The sequence below is a fragment of the Defluviicoccus vanus genome (genome assembly GCF_014672695.1).
Lineage (GTDB): Bacteria > Pseudomonadota > Alphaproteobacteria > Rhodospirillales > Defluviicoccaceae > Defluviicoccus > Defluviicoccus vanus.
Genome location: NZ_CP053923.1, coordinates 1,259,543 through 1,274,639, shown reverse-complemented (window position 1 = coordinate 1,274,639; position 15,097 = coordinate 1,259,543). Strand labels below are relative to the sequence as shown.

Genomic DNA, 15,097 nt, shown 5'->3' with positions numbered 1-15,097 from the left:
AGCTAGAACGAGATTGGTCTCCTCGCAACCACGCTGCGCCTTAGCCTTCGGCCTTAAGGATAAAGGCAGCGATGAGGCAGCTGAGTACGAATTCGGCGCACCAGGCGGCGAACCATGGCGGCAGCAGGGCGGCTTCACCCATCGCGAGCGACGCACCGTCAACGACGAAAAACGCGAAGCCGTAGCCCATGCCCGTCAGCATGAGATAGCCGAAATCACCGGTGCGATGGAAGCGCTGGGCGAGGGTGATGACGAGGCAAATCACCAGCATGGGGACCATTGTTGAGGCAAACCGGTGCTGGCGCCAGGTGCGATAGAGATCGGCCGGCCGCTGGCCGAAGCCGTCATTATCGATTAGGAACGCCATCTCCCGCAGCGACAACTCCTGCTGGCTTCCTGCTAGCAGCGGCAACTGATCGATATCGATATGGCCTTGCCAAAGTAGTGTCTTGTGAGTGGTTAGCTTTGACGGCGTAACCGTCCGACTGGTGACGTCCTGCAGCATCCAGCCTTCCGGCACGGGAGTGGCGTTTGTCGCGTCCAGCCGCTCAATCAGCGACCCGGAGGCATCGCGCCGGAAGACGATGATATCCTGCAACTCGCCATGCTGCGCCGCGGCTTTGGGAATGCGGACGACGTCCTGCCCACTCCGCAGCCAAGTGGCGCTCAACTCCTTTGCAACCAAGTCCTTGCGGCCGACTTCACCTAGCCCCCGGTCGCGCAGGAATGCCTCGGATTGGGGGACGGCAAAGTCGTCGAGGCCGAACTGGATGGCGCCCAGCACCAGGGCAATCGGCAGTAGCGCCTTCATCATGTCGAGCGCAGAAACACCACTGCCCCACATGGCGATCAGTTCGTCGTAGCGGCGCAGCATGCCAAAGGTAATCAGCGCCCCCACCAGCACCGACATCGGCAACTGCTTGGCGATGAACTCAGGGGTGCGCAGGACGGCGTAGGCGACCACGGCGAACGCATTGCCGTCGCTGAGCGCCAGCACGTTGTCGGTGCGCTCCATGAGCTCGAAGGTGAGCGACAGCGCCACCAGGGAGGCCAGCACCAGCAGCGTGTGCGCAAACAGCTTGCGGCTCATATAGCGGGCGAGGATGGTCATCATGCGGCCGGCGTATCCGTGTCTGCGGCCTGCCGCTTTCGCAGCCAACTGAGACGCTCACTTACCGCGCTCAGCAGGATTGGCACCAACTGCCGTGGCACCCGCTCGGCGACCCGATGGAAGGACCATAGCGAAACGGCGGCAAAGAGCAGCATGGGCAGCCAGAGGGCGATGAAGGGGCCGACGTCGCCGCCCTGCACCAGGTTCTTGCCCAAATCCAGGATCTGATTATAGGCGATGATGATCAGCAATCCTGCCGCGATGCCGTAGATCCGGTCGGTTCGTCGGCCGCCGGCAAGACCAAGCGCCACAGCAAGCAGGGGGATAAAGGGAATCGACGCCATCTGTACCAGTCGATGGTTTAGCTCCGAAATCAGATCGTTGAGGCGCACTCCCTCCGGCGGCGCCATGCGCAGCGTCCACAACTCATCGAGGGTGTATTCGCGGCGGTCGCCGCCGCGCGGTCGGAACAGACCGGCGTTTTCGCCCGTCATTGCGGTGCGCAGTTCGTTGAAGTGAAGAACGCCCACTGTCGTTTCGCCCGTATTGCCATTGGCCGCCGGTTGGCTGCTCTTGGCGCCGACGGCGACGCGAATGCCGTCGAACAGGCGGAGCATGGGCGTGCCATCCTCCTGCGCTCGCGTCAGGTCGCCGTCGCGGGCGGTGATCACCACCGAGTCGCCACTGTTGTGCCGCTCGTAAAGGAAAACGTCGGTAAACGTGCCGGTTTCGGGGCGAATGCCATCGATGAAGACGGTCATCGCGCCAATCTCGGCAAACACGTGTGGCCGCAGCAGCACGTTCAGCGCCGTTTCGGTAGCGGCATAGACGACCGACTGATAGGCATAGCGGGAAAATGGTTTCAGATAGCCAACGATGATCCCGGCGGCGACGGTGATCACTAGGCCAACCAGAATGGCAGGGCGCGCCTGCCGGCGGACGCCGACGCCGCTTGCCTGCAGTGCATCCACCTCGCCATCACGGCTCAGCTGATTGAACCCGAGCATCACCCCCAGCAGTAAGCTCATCGGCAAGGCAAGCCCGGCGTACTCCGGCGCCAGGTAGGCCATGATCTGAAAAAAGATGCCGACCGGCCCCTCCGAGCCGAGGATGATATCCAGCAGGCGGAGCAGCCGTTCCAGCAACAGCACCAGCACGGCGACGAAAAGGGCGATAGCCAGCGGCTTGATGATTCGCCGTACCACATAAAAATCGAGCGTGTTCATCGAGAGCGTTGCTTTGTCCTCCCCCTGGCGAGCCGAGCCCCGATCCGCTGGGCGCAGCGTATGGCCGCTGCACGCTGCCTTACCACTGTGCCCCTCCTTTGTACGCTGGGGGCGCCGGCATCCATCCTCAACCCTCCCTGGCGTCGCTGGCGACGGCGCTGAGTGTCGCGCCACCGGCCAATCCCGCATGTGCACGGGCAACGGTCAGCCGCTGGCGTTGCAAGGTTGCGAATTGGCCGTTCATCTCGAGCCCGCGGATGCACACATCGATCGTCCAGCCGCGACTGGATGGAGCGATCCGGTAGAGATTGTACTGCGCCGGGACGTGACCGCGTACCGCAGCGGCGGACGCTGACGCGGCACCGAGCACNGGCAATCTCCCCCCGGGGCTCGGCTGCGAGCGCATCCGGTGCACGTGGTCGTGCCCGTGCAAAACCAATTCGGCGCCGGCTTCCGCCAGCATCGCCATGAAGGCCTCGGCATCGATCAATCGTTTATGGTGATCGCCGGCCGCGGTGATCGGCGGATGATGCAGCAGGACGACGCGAAACAGCCCTTGGCGTCGCAGTTGTTCGAGCAGCAGGGAGGTTGCGTGCAACTGTGCCGCGCCAAGCCGTCCGACTGCCATGCCGGGAGCCGATCTTACCGCTGTTGACAGCCCGACAATAGCGACGTGCCGGCGCCGGCGGACGAAGGGAAAGCGTGGTGCCAGGTTCGTCGCAGCCGCGTCGTCGGCGTCGGAGCGCATGTAGTCGTCCCAGTGCACCCAGGAGCGCTCCCAGGGGACGTGCACATAGGCATCGTGGTTGCCGGGGATGATGCTGACGAACTCCGGCTGACCAAGGCTGGCGAGCCAGTGCGAGGCAGCGATGAACTCCGCCGGCAGCGAAATGTTGGTGATATCGCCGGTGACGACCACATGGTCCGGATGCTGCAGCAGGAGATCCTCGGCGAGCGCATCCAATACCGTTCGGCGGTGAATATGCTGCCGGCGGAGGCGCCAGGAGAGGAATCCCCAGAGTCGCTTGCCGGCAAAGTCGCGCAGGCCAAGCCGAAGCTGGCTGGCCACGTGAGGATCGGAAAGGTGGGCAAGAAGGAACATACGAGGTCAGCACTGGCAACCAGACAGGGGGCGCATGCGTTTGCAGAGGCTAAGCCAGGGCAACCGGAAAGGCTACCCTGCACGCTTACAGCGCCGTGCGCATGCACACAATTGTGACGACCGGCTGTGACAGCCACGCCCGGCCCGGGGATGCGTTCCGCGATGCGGCCTTGCGCGATGGCGGCCTCGCCGGTGCGGATGGCTCGCGTCAGCCCTGCTGCATCACTCCGACCGCGGCCGCCGCGCTAAGCCGCCAGCGGCCGACACCGGTCCATGACCTCGAAGGCATCGTGACGGACGTGATTGGCGCGCATCTCCTCACGGACCAAGGCCTCATCAATGGCGCCCGCATTCACCGCTTCGCGCAGCAGGGTGAAGAAAAACTGTTCCTGCTTGGCGTCGGGGTGGCGAAGGTAATGCTTGATCAGTCCACCGCTGCCAATGACGTGCCGGCCGACCTTCATGATCCAGGCGACGACCGGAATGGGACTGAAGGAATCCGGCGGGGTGAAGTCGATCGGCAGCCCGGTCTTCCACGGCTGGGTAATCCGCCGCGTGTTGTGCAGAAGCTTGGTCTTCTCGTTTAGCCGATCAAAATGGTTCCACTCTTTTTCGATCAGTCCGATCGTGTTCTTCGGTTCGAGACGCAGCGAGATCCATTCCATGTAGTCGCGCTTGAACTCGAACAGTTCGTTGAACTGGTCTTCGCAGTGCCAGTGTTTCAACTTGGCGCAGTCGAGCACCATGACGCTGCTGGCGTAATAGCCATAGAGTCCCTTCGGTGCTTCCCGCAACCGGCAGAGAATCGCCGCATCGCCCATGTCGCGGGAGAGCAGATCCCAGACGTCGCCGGCGGCAAAAATATCGGGGTCGATAACCAGCGCCTTGCCAGCATAGCCCATCGCCTCTGGCGGCGCGAACCGCAGCGGCGTGAACGACTGCAGGTCGTCGTAGCGCCACGTCCGCAGCATGCCGTCGCGGTGAAATTGCTGGCCATCGTGCGCGGCGAGGAAGGGATAGTCCTTGGTGTGCATGATGCGAATATCGAAGGCGTCAGCGTGGCGCGAGTTACGCTTCAGCGAATATTCGGCCACCAGCGCGCCGACGATCTGCTTTTCGTTCGTTTGAATAAAAACACAAGGTCGCACGGTTACATCATCCTTGCCTGTTCGCACAGCGGTGCCTCGATGCGGGGCCGAGGCGACCGGGCAGAGTCTTTTTCTCTGTCTGGGCCGCCTGCGATCGTTCGGCAAAAGGCTTGGCGCAAGCGACGGGCTGCCCGCGGTAGCTCTGATCACCCTTAGGTGCCAGTCGCTGCCGCGTCCATATCATTGCGCACATAACCAAACGTCGGAATCAATTGTTTCTCGACGAGGGCGTCGATTTCCCGCAACTGCGCCGGAGTGAATTCGTCCCGGTAGCCACCGACTTTGGCCTTACGCACCTTGAAGCTGTTCGGATTGTTGCTGTCCGCCGCCTTCATCCGGGTGCCGGATAGCCAGAAAACGCGCTTTTGTTCGAGCGCGCGCATGTTTTCCACCGAGGCGTAGGCTACCGCCTGCTTCACCTGCTCTGTGGTTGCCGGCACGCCGATGAAATCGATGATTCGGCGCAGCGTGTCCTCGGTATTGCTCCGCATGTCTTCATAGCGGACAACGAGGAGATCCTTGATTCGCCCTGCATCCCGCGCCCAGCCGTTCATGAAATCGATGACCTTTGGTAATCCAGAGGTCGGGCTCATGACAAAGTCGAACAGCGAGATTTGCTCAATAGGGTAGTTATTGATCCGCTTCTTCCGCGGCGTCATTCGGAATTGCCACTGATAGTATTGGGAGACGGCTACATCTGCAGGATCGCGCACAAGTAGGACGACTTTTTTATCTTCGTAGGCTGACTTGCTATCGGCCTGCCCGGTAAAATCCTTGAGATAGTTGTCATGGGTAAAGAAGATCCGCGGAATATCCGGGTTGCGGCGATGAAAATTATCGAACACTAGCAGCATGGACTGAGGAAGGTTGAACCGGATCTGGAAGAAACGGGACAACATCACTCGCAGCCAAGTGCGTCCACTCTTGCCGAAGGAGACAATGACGCAATCAGCATCACGAAGCCGGGCATAGTCCTCGCGGCCGCGAAGCTTGCGCTCGAGATGCGTTTGCATCGGCTTAGGCAGGAAGAAGGCCGACTTGGTGACGACATGCCGGGCAACTGTTAGCCACATCGGGTTCATGGAGGACAATTCTCTACACCGTCAGAGATGACTCGGGCATCAATCGTCACATAGCAACCGGCCTTGCCGTCTGCAATCCCGCCGCTCCGGCCGGGCAGGGCCAGCAACCTGCGGGGACAATTGTTGCGAAACATTGTGCGCACCCGAGGCACGTCGGTCAATAATCATCTGATTGCAGTGAGGAGGTGGCGGGCAGAAGTGAAGCCACAGCACAAGTCTCGTCGGCCGTTGGCGGGCTACCGATTGCTCTCGTCAGCCTGAAAACGACAGTAAATTGCGGTTTTCGGGTGGGCAATTACCATTTGACGAGTGGCTTGGCCGCCATCAGTAGCGCGGTCCTGCATTGCGCGTAACAGAAGGTAACAAAGATTGATTTGAGAGTCGGCGGCTTGCTTGCGATTAGTTATCGGTACCGGCGTTGCCAGCGCCACCCTTGGCAGGACCTTCCCCCTGCTGGGAGCGCTGAGCCGCCGTCGAGGAGGGTGCTGTCACCCCCGCAGACTGAGTTGTTTGGAGGACAAAGCAAATGCCGCATGGCCAGATCCAGATGCCGCAGGAAGCGCTGTACACCGCGCCCGTGGTATGGGTCCTGATGGGGCAAAAAGCTGGAGACAATTCCCAGGTGCTGGCGCTCGCCGAGGCCGTGGGTTGGCCCTTCGAGATTAAGCGCTTCGTTCACCGTAGTTACGAATTGGTTACCAATCTGGCGCTGGGCTCGACGCTTGCCGGCGTCGACCAGAGCAAGTCCAGTTCGCTGCACGCGCCCTGGCCCGATTTGGTGCTGTCAGCAGGACGCCGCAACGAGCCGATCGCGCGCTGGATTCGCGGACGCGCGGCGGCAGACGGTCATCGGGTCCGCCTTGTGCATGTGGGCCGGCCGTGGACGCAGCTCGACAAGTTCGATCTCGTGGTGACGACGCCGCAGTACCGGCTGCCGAAGCTGCCGAACGTGCTGGAGAACAGCACGCCGTTGCATCGGGTGACCAAGGATCGGTTGCAGGGTGACGGTGCCCGCTGGGCGGAGCGGCTGGTTGACCTGCCGAAGCCATACGTTGCCGTGGTCATCGGCGGCAGCAGCGGTCCCTACAGCTACGATCATGCCGCCGCCGCACGGCTGGCGGCGCAGGCCTCGGCGCTTGCGGCGCAGAAGGGCGGCTCGCTGCTGGTGACCACCAGTGCGCGCACCCCGGCGGAGACGATCGAGACCTTCTGCGCCAACGCCACGGTGCCAACCTACATGTTCCGCTGGTCGAAGGACGCCAAGGACAATCCGTACTTTGCTTTCCTGGGCCTGGCCGACGCGATCGTTGTCACCGGCGACAGCATGTCGATGCTGACCGAGGCGTGTGCCACCGGCAAGCCGGTCCACATCTTCGATCTCGGCGTCGGTCGGCACGCCATGCGTCCGGAGACGGTCGCCGCCGCCGAGNGCAGCCGCCGCCGAGGCAGCGGAGCGGGGAGCAGCCGGATCGAAGCCGTGCATATCAAGTCGTTCTTCTACAGGCTGATGATGCGGCTGGGTCCGCAGCGGCTGAGTCGGGATATCCGCATCATTCACCGCTATCTCGTCGAAACGGGACAGGCGGTGTGGCTTGGCGACGCCTTCGAGCCCGGACGGCCGCGACTGGCGGTCGACTGTCTCGGTCGTGCCGTCGGCAGGGTGCGGGCCCTGTGTTTGATTTCGTCCCGGTGGAGCCGGCAGGGACGCTTCGGCCCCGCCCCGTGCTGGTTCCCATGCGGCGTACTGCCTAGCTTGCATCCCGCCACCTGATATATCCAGCGTGGCGGGATCTGCGAGCCCCGCGGGCTCGGCGCCAGGGCGCTTCAAGAACGTCTACATGGGAGCGCCTGCATAACCACGTTACTGGTCCTTGGTTCGAAGCCGGATCCGACCATCCCGGTGGCGAGCACGTTTGACGCGGTTGCCTGCGCGAACGCATCCGGCTTTTCTGCGGCGCGGTACCAACTCCCGCCGCCGCAGTTTACGGTCCTGTCGTCCATCGTCCTCACCGGCAAGAACGAATCGAATCGCCAGGCGCTGCGTGAGCTTGGCAGTCTGCAGACCGGCCGTGTCTATCTGTTTCCCCGTCGCCCGTATCGCAACAAGCTTTGGAAGCAATTGCTCCACCCGGCGAAGATGATTCGCAGCACGCCTTTCTTCGCGATCCGGCAGCTGCGTCGCACGGGCTATCAGTTCGAGGAGTTTGTCGCCCGCCCGGCCGGCGAATACCTGCAGGCGGTGTCGTCGCTGGCGGGTGATGATCCGCGCCTGCAGCGGCTGATGGCTGAAAAGGTGCCGTCGGTCGGGGTGATCGCTGTGGCACTCGGACTTGCCGACTATCGCTACGAGCGGGTTGTCCTGAGTGGGTTCAGCTTCGAGATTACCCACGCGCATGCAGTCAATCCGCTGATTGCGGCGCGCGGCTCCACCGAGAGCCGCCACGCTGAAACCGATGTGATCGCCCTTGGACTGATCAGCAGGCACACCGGCGGTGTCTTTACCACCGAGCCGGTGGTGCATCAGCGGACTGGCATACCCCTGCTCGAAGGCTAGGAGACCTGTGCGCGGGTATGTCTGCGCAGCGGTTTTTTGCGGTTCCTGCTTCGACAATGTCGTGTCCACAGAAACCGGGTGCAGATCAAATCATCATCGAAGCGCTTCGTCCAGACATACCCGTGCACAGCTCTCCCTAGGCAATTCCAACGGACGACGCTACGCCCGCCAACCTGAACGCATAATCCGGGCGAGTATTCGTCGTCGACAAACGCTCTGTCGCCGCGGAGCGCGGGGAGGATATATCGATTGCGCTTGGGGTCGTTTTTTCTGCTGCACCGCGGGAGGCGGAGACCACCTCCCGCAGCAGCACAAGGGGCAAGCAGCCTACGTATGGCGCCACCCATTCGGTCGAACGCATCGGTTGTCCCGACCTCTGCGCTCACATCCTATCCAACTATCGCCGCCACCAAACTTAGAAGGCGATTTGGGTGCGTGGAACTTCGCCAGCACCCTTTGAATTACGACTATTATACGAGAGAACCGCAAAAAAACAATCCCAGCGTTTACTTTTTCGCAAGACTTTGAATTGGCCTTTATAGGGTAATAATTACCCGTAATGGTAATGAGGCTGGCGCCGCAGTTGCGGTCACCCGGTGTTCGCGGTTGCACGCGCCAGCGGCTGCTACGGCCCGCCAACACTCCTCGCTCCGACCCGAACGCCAGAGGCACCGAGGCCAGGGTGTCACACCGCGAGCCGCCATCAGCGGCCCGGGAACGCCGGGCCATCCGCCCGCCGCGTCAGCGGACCGTGCACAGCGTATTGGACCCCGGTGCCGACAGTTGCTAGAGATCGCCGCCTGTCCGTCGGCGACGGCAACCCGATCACGAGTTCCCTGCATGTCATCCGCGCCATCCGCGATCCGATCCGAACGTATCAATTGGCTTGGCCTGTGGACGCTCTGCGCCCGCGAGGTCCGCCGGTTCGCCAAGGTGTACAACCAGACGGTGCTGGCGCCGGTTGTAACCAACCTGGTGTTCCTTGCCATCTTCGCCCTCGCCCTCGGCGGGGCTACGCAGATGGTGGGTGACGTCCCCTACCTGCAGTTCCTCGCCCCGGGGCTGGTGGCAATGGCGATCGCTCAGAACGCCTTCGCCAATACCTCGTCCTCGCTGATCATCGCCAAGATTCAGGGCAACATCATCGACACGCTGATGCCACCCCTGGCGCCGATGGAATTGACCATCGGCTTCGCCTTCGGCGGCGTCACCCGCGGTCTGCTGGTTGGCGTGGTAGCGGCACTGGCGATGTCGCTCTTCGTGCCCCTGCGCATCGCCCACCCTTTCGCCCTCGCCTTTTTTGCCACCCAGACGGCGCTGCTGCTGTCGCTGCTCGGTATCGCCGGCGGCATCTGGGCAGAGAAGTTCGATCACATCGCCGCGGTCACCAACTACATCGTCACACCGCTGTCCTTCCTCTCCGGCACCTTCTATGCGGTCAATCGGCTGCCGCCGTTCTTTCAGTTGGCGGCGCACGTGAACCCTTTCTTCTACATGATCGACGGCGTTCGTTTTGCGGTGCTAGGCCAGGCCGGCATGAACCCTTGGCTGGGCGCCGGGGTGCTGGGCGTCACCAACGCCCTCCTGTGGGCCCTGTGTCACTGGATGTTCGCCCGCGGCTACAAATTGAAGTCGTAGTCCTGCTCCGCAGCCCGCGCGTCCTGGTGCGGCCGACACCTCAACAGCGCCAATGGCTGCCGTGGGTGCGGAGCCGAAGGCGGAACAGGCGGTGCTCGGTGGTGACGAACAGGGTGGAGCCGTCTTCACCCCAGGCGAAGTTGGTGGTGATGCCGCCCATGGCCAGCGTGCCAAGAGGGGTGCAGTCGGCGGCGATGACGAAAACCCGTTCGTGCGCCGCGGCAAAGATGGTGCCGAGATGGTCCACCTCCAGGCCGTCCGGACCGCCATAGCCACCCATCCCGGTGACGTCGAGCAGCGCGCGTGCTTTGCCGAGGCGGCCGTCATCGCCAAGCGGATAGGCGAGAAACGCCGAGCGGTTCGGATCGCCGTCGTTGACGTAGAGTATCCGTTCGTCCGGCGACAGGGCGATACCGTTGGGGGCGCGCAATTCATCGAGGAGCAGCGTCAGTTCGCCCGTCGCCGACAGGCGATAAACGCCGCTGAAGGCCAGTTCCCGCGCCGGATCGTCGAATTGATGCGGCAGGCCGAAGGGCGGGTCGGTGAAGTATATGTCGCCGTTGGCACAGGAGACGAGGTCGTTGGGGCTGTTCAGCCGGCAGCCCTGCCAGCGGTCGGCCAGCACCGTCTTGCGGCCATCGGCTTCCAGCCGGCGCAGCCGCCGGTCGCCGTGTTCGCAGATGAGGAGCCGTCCTTCGGCGTCGAAGGCCAAGCCGTTGGCGCCCGGCTCCTGTCCCGCGAACGGCGCATCCCCCGAGTAACCGCTCGGCTTCATAAACAATTGCACCCCCAGCACGGGGTGCCAGCGGTGGATGGCGTTGCCTTTGACGTCGGAGAACAGCAAGCAGCCCTCGCGGTGATTCCACACCGGGCCCTCCAGCCAGTGCGCCCCTTCGCGCTCGCTGAAGTCGGCCACCACCTCGAATGCTAGGTGGGGTGCAATCAGTGCATCCATGCGGGGGTCAAGGCGTTCGATGTTGTGCACGCTGCCGTTGGTCATTACCGGTCCCCCATCCGCCCATACAGGGATGTCGAGCGAGAACGTCGCGCCGCCAAGGGTAGCAATCCCTTGCGATTGTCGCTCCGCATGGCAGACGCCACCATCGCTCTATCCTAGTCGTATGCCCCAGGCGGGTCACTTGCTTTCGTCTGGCGATCTCGCGGCAGCTGGTCAGCGGTGAGGTGATCTTTCCGCGGAACCAAAGAACTCCCGGGCGATTTAGATCAATTCATTGGAATGAGGTGGAGCATGCTTAAGGTCGCCGCCCTCGCGTTCTTGCCTCTGGCCGCCATGTTTTTCGGCATGCTGGTGTTGGCAATCATCGCCATGCCGGGGACCGTGAGTGAATTCGAAGCTGGAGCCATCCTTTATTATGGCGCGGCTGCGCTCAGCGTTGCCCTGGCTGTCCCCGCGACGTGGCTCGTGGCGAGACGAATGCTCACGCGGCGTGAGCGGCATCTGCTCGATGTCCGCGCTCGTCACAGCCGCTAACGCATGAGCGGGTAGCGTGCCGCATTCACAGCTGGCGTGCGGCAGACGCGCGGTCAGCAGCGAAGTGCACGCTTCTGGGCAGCCGCTCAATCCAGCCGGTCGATCAGCTGGGTGTTATAGTCGCGGACCATGCCGGGGATGAGGAAGATATCGATCACCTGCCAGACAGCGGCGATGGCGAGGAGCAGGTAGCCGACACCAATGAAGGTCAGCAGTCCGCCGATCGCCCACAGCAGCAAATAGGCGATGCCGGTGACGATCCGGTGCAGATAGAAACGGTGGACGCCGAAGGGACCGAGGAAGAACCAAAGGAGGTAGGCGATCAGCGTCGACTTCTTCGCCGCGTCGTAGCGCAGCTGCAGCCGGGTATCCGCATCCCTTCCGCTCGCTTTGCTCTCGCCCAAGGCTTCACTGAACGGGGCATCCCCGGGTGTGCTCATCCGCGCTCTCCGCATGCGTACCGGGCCTGCCCCGGCGCTTGTTGCAACCTGAGTCGGGTGCGTCGCTTTAATTAGGCAGGTTCGCCGCACGACGCAAAGGGGGCGACGCCGGTTTGGGTGGACTTCCCGGGTGGCTGCGCCATATTAGCGGCGCCATGAATTTACTCGCCTTCCGCAAGATGCACGGTCTCGGCAACGACTTCGTCGTCCTCGACGGGCGCGCGGATGCGATCGCGGTTGCCCCAGCGGCGGTGCGCGCCATCGCTAACCGTCGCACCGGTGTCGGCTGCGACCAGCTTGTTGTCATCGAGCCGGCAGTGGTGCCGGCTGCTGACGCCTTCATGCGCATCTACAACGCCGACGGCGGCGAAGTGGGCGCCTGCGGCAACGCCACCCGCTGCGTTGCCCGCCTGCTGATGGAGGAGCGCGGCTGCGACTCGGTGGCGATTGCCACCGCCGCCGGCATCCTTGCCTGCCGCCGTGACACTGGCGGGCGGGTGAGCGTCGACATGGGGCCGCTGCGCTACGCCTGGGAGGAGATCCCGCTCGCTCACGCCGTCGACACCCTGCACCTGCCGATCGCCGACGGCCCGCTGGTTGATGGCGTCGCGGTCAGCGTTGGCAATCCGCACGCGGTGTTCTTCGTCGCCGATGCCGAGGCGGTGCCGCTCGCCGACTGCGGCCCGCGCGTGGAGATTAATCCGCTCTTTCCCCAGCGCACCAACGTCGAGGCGGTGCAGGTGCTCGACCGCGCCACGGTGCGAATGCGGGTGTGGGAGCGCGGCTCCGGCATCACCCAGGCCTGCGGCACCGGTGCCTGCGCCGCCGCCGCCGCCGCCCATCGCCTCGGTCTTGTGGATGCGCAGGTCAGGGTCATCCTCGACGGTGGCGAACTGCTGATCGAATTGCTCACCGACGGTCACGTGCTGATGACCGGCCCGGCAACCCTCGCCTTCTCCGGTGTGCTCGACCCAACGCTGCTGGCGAATGGAAGCAGACGATGAGCGACCCGCTGGTGATCACCCTCGGCTGTCGGCTGAACACTCTGGAATCCCGGGTGATCGAGAGCGAAGCGGCGGCGGCCGGGCTAGCCGATACGCTGATCGTCAACACCTGCGCCGTCACCGGCGAAGCGGTGCGCCAAGCGCGGCAGACCATCCGCAAGCTACGCCGCCAGCACCCGGAGCGGCGGATCATCGTCACCGGCTGCGCCGCCCAGCTGGCGCCCGACACTTTTGCCCGGATGCCGGAGGTGGACCGGGTGCTGGGCAATGCGGAGAAGCTCGATCGCCATCGCCTCGCCGCCGATACCCCGGTCATTGTCGACGACATCATGAGCGCGGGCGAAACCGCCGGCCATCTGCTGGCTGGCTTCGAGGGCCGCAGCCGCGCCTTCGTCCAGGTGCAGCAGGGCTGCGATCATCGCTGCACCTTCTGTATCATCCCCTTCGCGCGCGGGCCGAACCGCAGCGTCCCCATCAACCGCATCGTCGAGGCGGTGCGGCTCCTGGTGACCGCCGGCCATGGCGAGGTGGTGCTGACCGGCGTCGACCTCTGCTCCTACGGCGCCGATCGCGCCGACGGATCAACCCTCGCCGACGTGGTGGCGGCGGTGCTGGCGGATGTCCCGGAACTGCGCCGGCTCCGCCTCTCGTCCCTTGATCCGGCCACCGTCGGTGACGACCTGATCGCGCTGTTCGGCCGCGAGCCGCGGCTGATGCCGCATGTGCACCTGAGCCTGCAGGCCGCCGACGACCTGGTGTTGAAGCGGATGCGCCGGCGCCACAGCCGGACGGCGGCAGCGGCGCTGATCGCCCGGCTGCGGGCAGCGCGGCCCGACATGGTCTTTGGCGCAGACCTGATCGCCGGCTTCCCCACCGAGAGCGACGCCGCCTTTGCCAACACGCTCGCCGCGGTGAGCGAATTCGGACTGACCTACCTGCATGTCTTCNCCTATTCGCCCCGCCAGGGAACACCGGCAGCGCAGATGCCGCAGGTGGCACCGCCGCTGCGCCAGACGCGCGCCGCGGCCCTGCGCGCCGCCGGCAACGCCGCGCTCGCCGGCTATCTCGCAGGGCGCGTTGGCAGCCGCACCGATGTGCTGGTGGAGGCCGATGGCATCGGCCGCTGCCCGTGGTATGCGCCGGTCCGCCTCGATTTTGCCGCCACACCGGGGACGATCGTCCCGGTGCTGATCACCGGCAGCGATGACCGTCAGTTGTTCGGGGAAGAGACGGATGAGTGCCGAACCGAAGGAGCTGCAANNCGCGGCGATACTGCCGGCTGGCTCGGCCGGCTGCGTCACGGTCTCGGCCGGTCATCCTCCAAGCTGAGCGGCGGCATTACCGGGCTGTTCGGCAAGCGCCGGCTCGACGACGAGGCGCTGGAGGAACTCGAGGAGCTGCTGATCAGCGCCGATCTCGGTGTCACCACCGCCGCCAAGTTGACCGCGGCCATCGCCAAGTCCCGCTTCGGCAACGAAGTCACCGGCGACGAGGTGCGCACGGCACTGGCCGATGAGGTCGCGAAGATCCTCGAGCCGGTGGCGCAGACGATCACCATCAACGAGGCCAACAAGCCTCACGTCATCCTCGTCTGTGGTGTCAACGGCAGCGGCAAGACGACGACCATCGGCAAGCTCGCGCGGTTGTTCCAGGCGGTAGGCTTCAAGGTGATGCTGGCGGCAGGCGATACCTTCCGCGCCGCGGCGATCGAGCAGCTGCAGGTGTGGGGTGACCGCGCCGGCTGCCCGGTGGTCACCCGCGCGCCCGGTGCGGACGCGGCAAGCCTTGCCTTCGATGCCTTCCAACTGGCGCGCGGCGAGCGCTTCGACGTGCTGATGATCGACACCGCCGGCCGGCTGCACAACAAGGGGCATCTGATGGCGGAACTGGAGAAGATCGTCCGGGTGCTGAAGAAGCTCGATCCCTCGGCGCCGCACGACTGCCTCCTCGTCCTCGATGCCTCGGTGGGCCAGAACGCCCACAGCCAGGTTCAGGTGTTCCGCGAGATGGTGGAGGTCACCGGGCTCGCGGTCACCAAGCTCGACGGTTCGGCCAAGGGCGGTGTCGTCGTCGCACTCGCGGAAAAGTTCGGCCTGCCGGTCTACGCCATCGGCGTCGGTGAAGGCATCGACGACATGCGCGCCTTCGAAGCACCCGCCTTCGCCCGCTCGCTCCTCGGGCTCGAAGGGTAGCCGAGCCTCGGGGAGGGGAGCCTCGGTTCGGCTCGGCTCCGGCATCTTTCTCGGCATTGTCACTGCCCAGCCAACATGATCACGACAGCCATATCGTCAACGGGCTGC

At 64.0% G+C, this 15,097-nt stretch carries 13 protein-coding genes; 6 read left to right on the top strand and 7 right to left on the bottom strand.

Annotated features, from left to right (window positions below):
* Positions 1-40: 40 nt before the first annotated feature.
* The 5 genes from HQ394_RS05765 to HQ394_RS05745 all read right to left on the bottom strand — a co-directional run bounded on the left by HQ394_RS05765 (position 41) and on the right by HQ394_RS05745 (position 5,669).
* Positions 41-1,114 carry an LptF/LptG family permease gene (locus tag HQ394_RS05765; protein ID WP_190262477.1) on the bottom strand — a complete coding sequence of 358 codons (1,074 nt, stop codon included), beginning with the start codon at positions 1,112-1,114 and terminating at the stop codon, positions 41-43.
* Positions 1,111-2,337 carry an LptF/LptG family permease gene (locus HQ394_RS05760; protein ID WP_190262476.1) on the bottom strand — a complete coding sequence of 409 codons (1,227 nt, stop codon included), beginning with the start codon at positions 2,335-2,337 and terminating at the stop codon, positions 1,111-1,113. The genes HQ394_RS05765 and HQ394_RS05760 overlap by 4 nt, the downstream gene beginning before the upstream one ends.
* Positions 2,338-2,464: 127 nt before the next feature.
* The gene (locus HQ394_RS05755; RefSeq protein WP_223291884.1) at positions 2,465-3,439 is read right to left on the bottom strand and encodes a metallophosphoesterase family protein; all 975 of its coding nucleotides are present in this window, start codon (positions 3,437-3,439) and stop codon (positions 2,465-2,467) included.
* Positions 3,440-3,684: 245 nt separating this feature from the next.
* Complete coding sequence (locus HQ394_RS05750; RefSeq protein WP_190262474.1) at positions 3,685-4,587, bottom strand: glycosyltransferase family protein; 903 nt, start codon at positions 4,585-4,587, stop codon at positions 3,685-3,687.
* A 152-nt stretch (positions 4,588-4,739) separates the two neighbouring features.
* A complete protein-coding gene (locus tag HQ394_RS05745) occupies positions 4,740-5,669 on the bottom strand; it encodes a sulfotransferase domain-containing protein (RefSeq protein ID WP_190262473.1) in 930 nt (309 codons plus the stop codon).
* A 526-nt stretch (positions 5,670-6,195) separates the two neighbouring features.
* Here HQ394_RS05745 and HQ394_RS05740 point away from each other — a divergent pair.
* The 3 genes from HQ394_RS05740 (at position 6,196) to HQ394_RS05730 (ending at position 9,861) form a co-directional block, all read left to right on the top strand.
* The gene (locus tag HQ394_RS05740) at positions 6,196-7,440 is read left to right on the top strand and encodes a mitochondrial fission ELM1 family protein (RefSeq protein ID WP_190262472.1); all 1,245 of its coding nucleotides are present in this window, start codon (positions 6,196-6,198) and stop codon (positions 7,438-7,440) included.
* Positions 7,441-7,569: 129 nt separating this feature from the next.
* Positions 7,570-8,223, top strand: coding sequence for a hypothetical protein (locus HQ394_RS05735; RefSeq protein ID WP_190262471.1), 654 nt, complete (start codon positions 7,570-7,572; stop codon positions 8,221-8,223).
* 840 nt (positions 8,224-9,063) lie between these two features.
* Positions 9,064-9,861 (top strand): ABC transporter permease, encoded by a 798-nt coding sequence (locus HQ394_RS05730; RefSeq protein ID WP_190262470.1) that lies wholly within the window; start codon positions 9,064-9,066, stop codon positions 9,859-9,861.
* A 40-nt stretch (positions 9,862-9,901) separates the two neighbouring features.
* On the opposite strand, the gene HQ394_RS05725 is transcribed toward HQ394_RS05730, so the two are convergent.
* Positions 9,902-10,861 (bottom strand): SMP-30/gluconolactonase/LRE family protein, encoded by a 960-nt coding sequence (locus tag HQ394_RS05725; RefSeq protein ID WP_190262469.1) that lies wholly within the window; start codon positions 10,859-10,861, stop codon positions 9,902-9,904.
* Positions 10,862-11,110: 249 nt separating this feature from the next.
* Here HQ394_RS05725 and HQ394_RS05720 point away from each other — a divergent pair, with 249 nt between their 5' ends.
* The gene (locus tag HQ394_RS05720; protein WP_223291883.1) at positions 11,111-11,353 is read left to right on the top strand and encodes a hypothetical protein; all 243 of its coding nucleotides are present in this window, start codon (positions 11,111-11,113) and stop codon (positions 11,351-11,353) included.
* Positions 11,354-11,439: 86 nt separating this feature from the next.
* Here HQ394_RS05720 and HQ394_RS05715 read toward each other — a convergent pair whose 3' ends face one another.
* The gene (locus HQ394_RS05715; RefSeq protein WP_190262467.1) at positions 11,440-11,793 is read right to left on the bottom strand and encodes a TM2 domain-containing protein; all 354 of its coding nucleotides are present in this window, start codon (positions 11,791-11,793) and stop codon (positions 11,440-11,442) included.
* Positions 11,794-11,948: 155 nt separating this feature from the next.
* On the opposite strand from HQ394_RS05715, the gene dapF reads away from it, so the two are divergent.
* Positions 11,949-12,797, top strand: a complete 849-nt coding sequence (dapF, locus tag HQ394_RS05710) for a diaminopimelate epimerase (RefSeq protein WP_190262466.1) — start codon at positions 11,949-11,951, stop codon at positions 12,795-12,797.
* Entirely contained in the window at positions 12,794-14,989 is a 2,196-nt protein-coding gene (gene mtaB / locus HQ394_RS21055) for a tRNA (N(6)-L-threonylcarbamoyladenosine(37)-C(2))-methylthiotransferase MtaB (RefSeq protein ID WP_190262465.1), read from the top strand. The genes dapF and mtaB overlap by 4 nt, the downstream gene beginning before the upstream one ends.
* Positions 14,990-15,097: the final 108 nt, after the last annotated feature.

Coding starts and splice junctions, on each gene's coding strand:
- HQ394_RS05725 (WP_190262469.1), bottom strand. CDS start 10,861: ATGACCAACGGCAGCGTGCACAACATCGAACGCCTTGACCCCCGCATG.
- HQ394_RS05745 (WP_190262473.1), bottom strand. CDS start 5,669: ATGAACCCGATGTGGCTAACAGTTGCCCGGCATGTCGTCACCAAGTCG.
- HQ394_RS05760 (WP_190262476.1), bottom strand. CDS start 2,337: ATGAACACGCTCGATTTTTATGTGGTACGGCGAATCATCAAGCCGCTG.
- HQ394_RS05730 (WP_190262470.1), top strand. CDS start 9,064: ATGTCATCCGCGCCATCCGCGATCCGATCCGAACGTATCAATTGGCTT.
- HQ394_RS05765 (WP_190262477.1), bottom strand. CDS start 1,114: ATGATGACCATCCTCGCCCGCTATATGAGCCGCAAGCTGTTTGCGCAC.
- HQ394_RS05715 (WP_190262467.1), bottom strand. CDS start 11,793: ATGAGCACACCCGGGGATGCCCCGTTCAGTGAAGCCTTGGGCGAGAGC.
- dapF (WP_190262466.1), top strand. CDS start 11,949: ATGAATTTACTCGCCTTCCGCAAGATGCACGGTCTCGGCAACGACTTC.
- HQ394_RS05720 (WP_223291883.1), top strand. CDS start 11,111: ATGCTTAAGGTCGCCGCCCTCGCGTTCTTGCCTCTGGCCGCCATGTTT.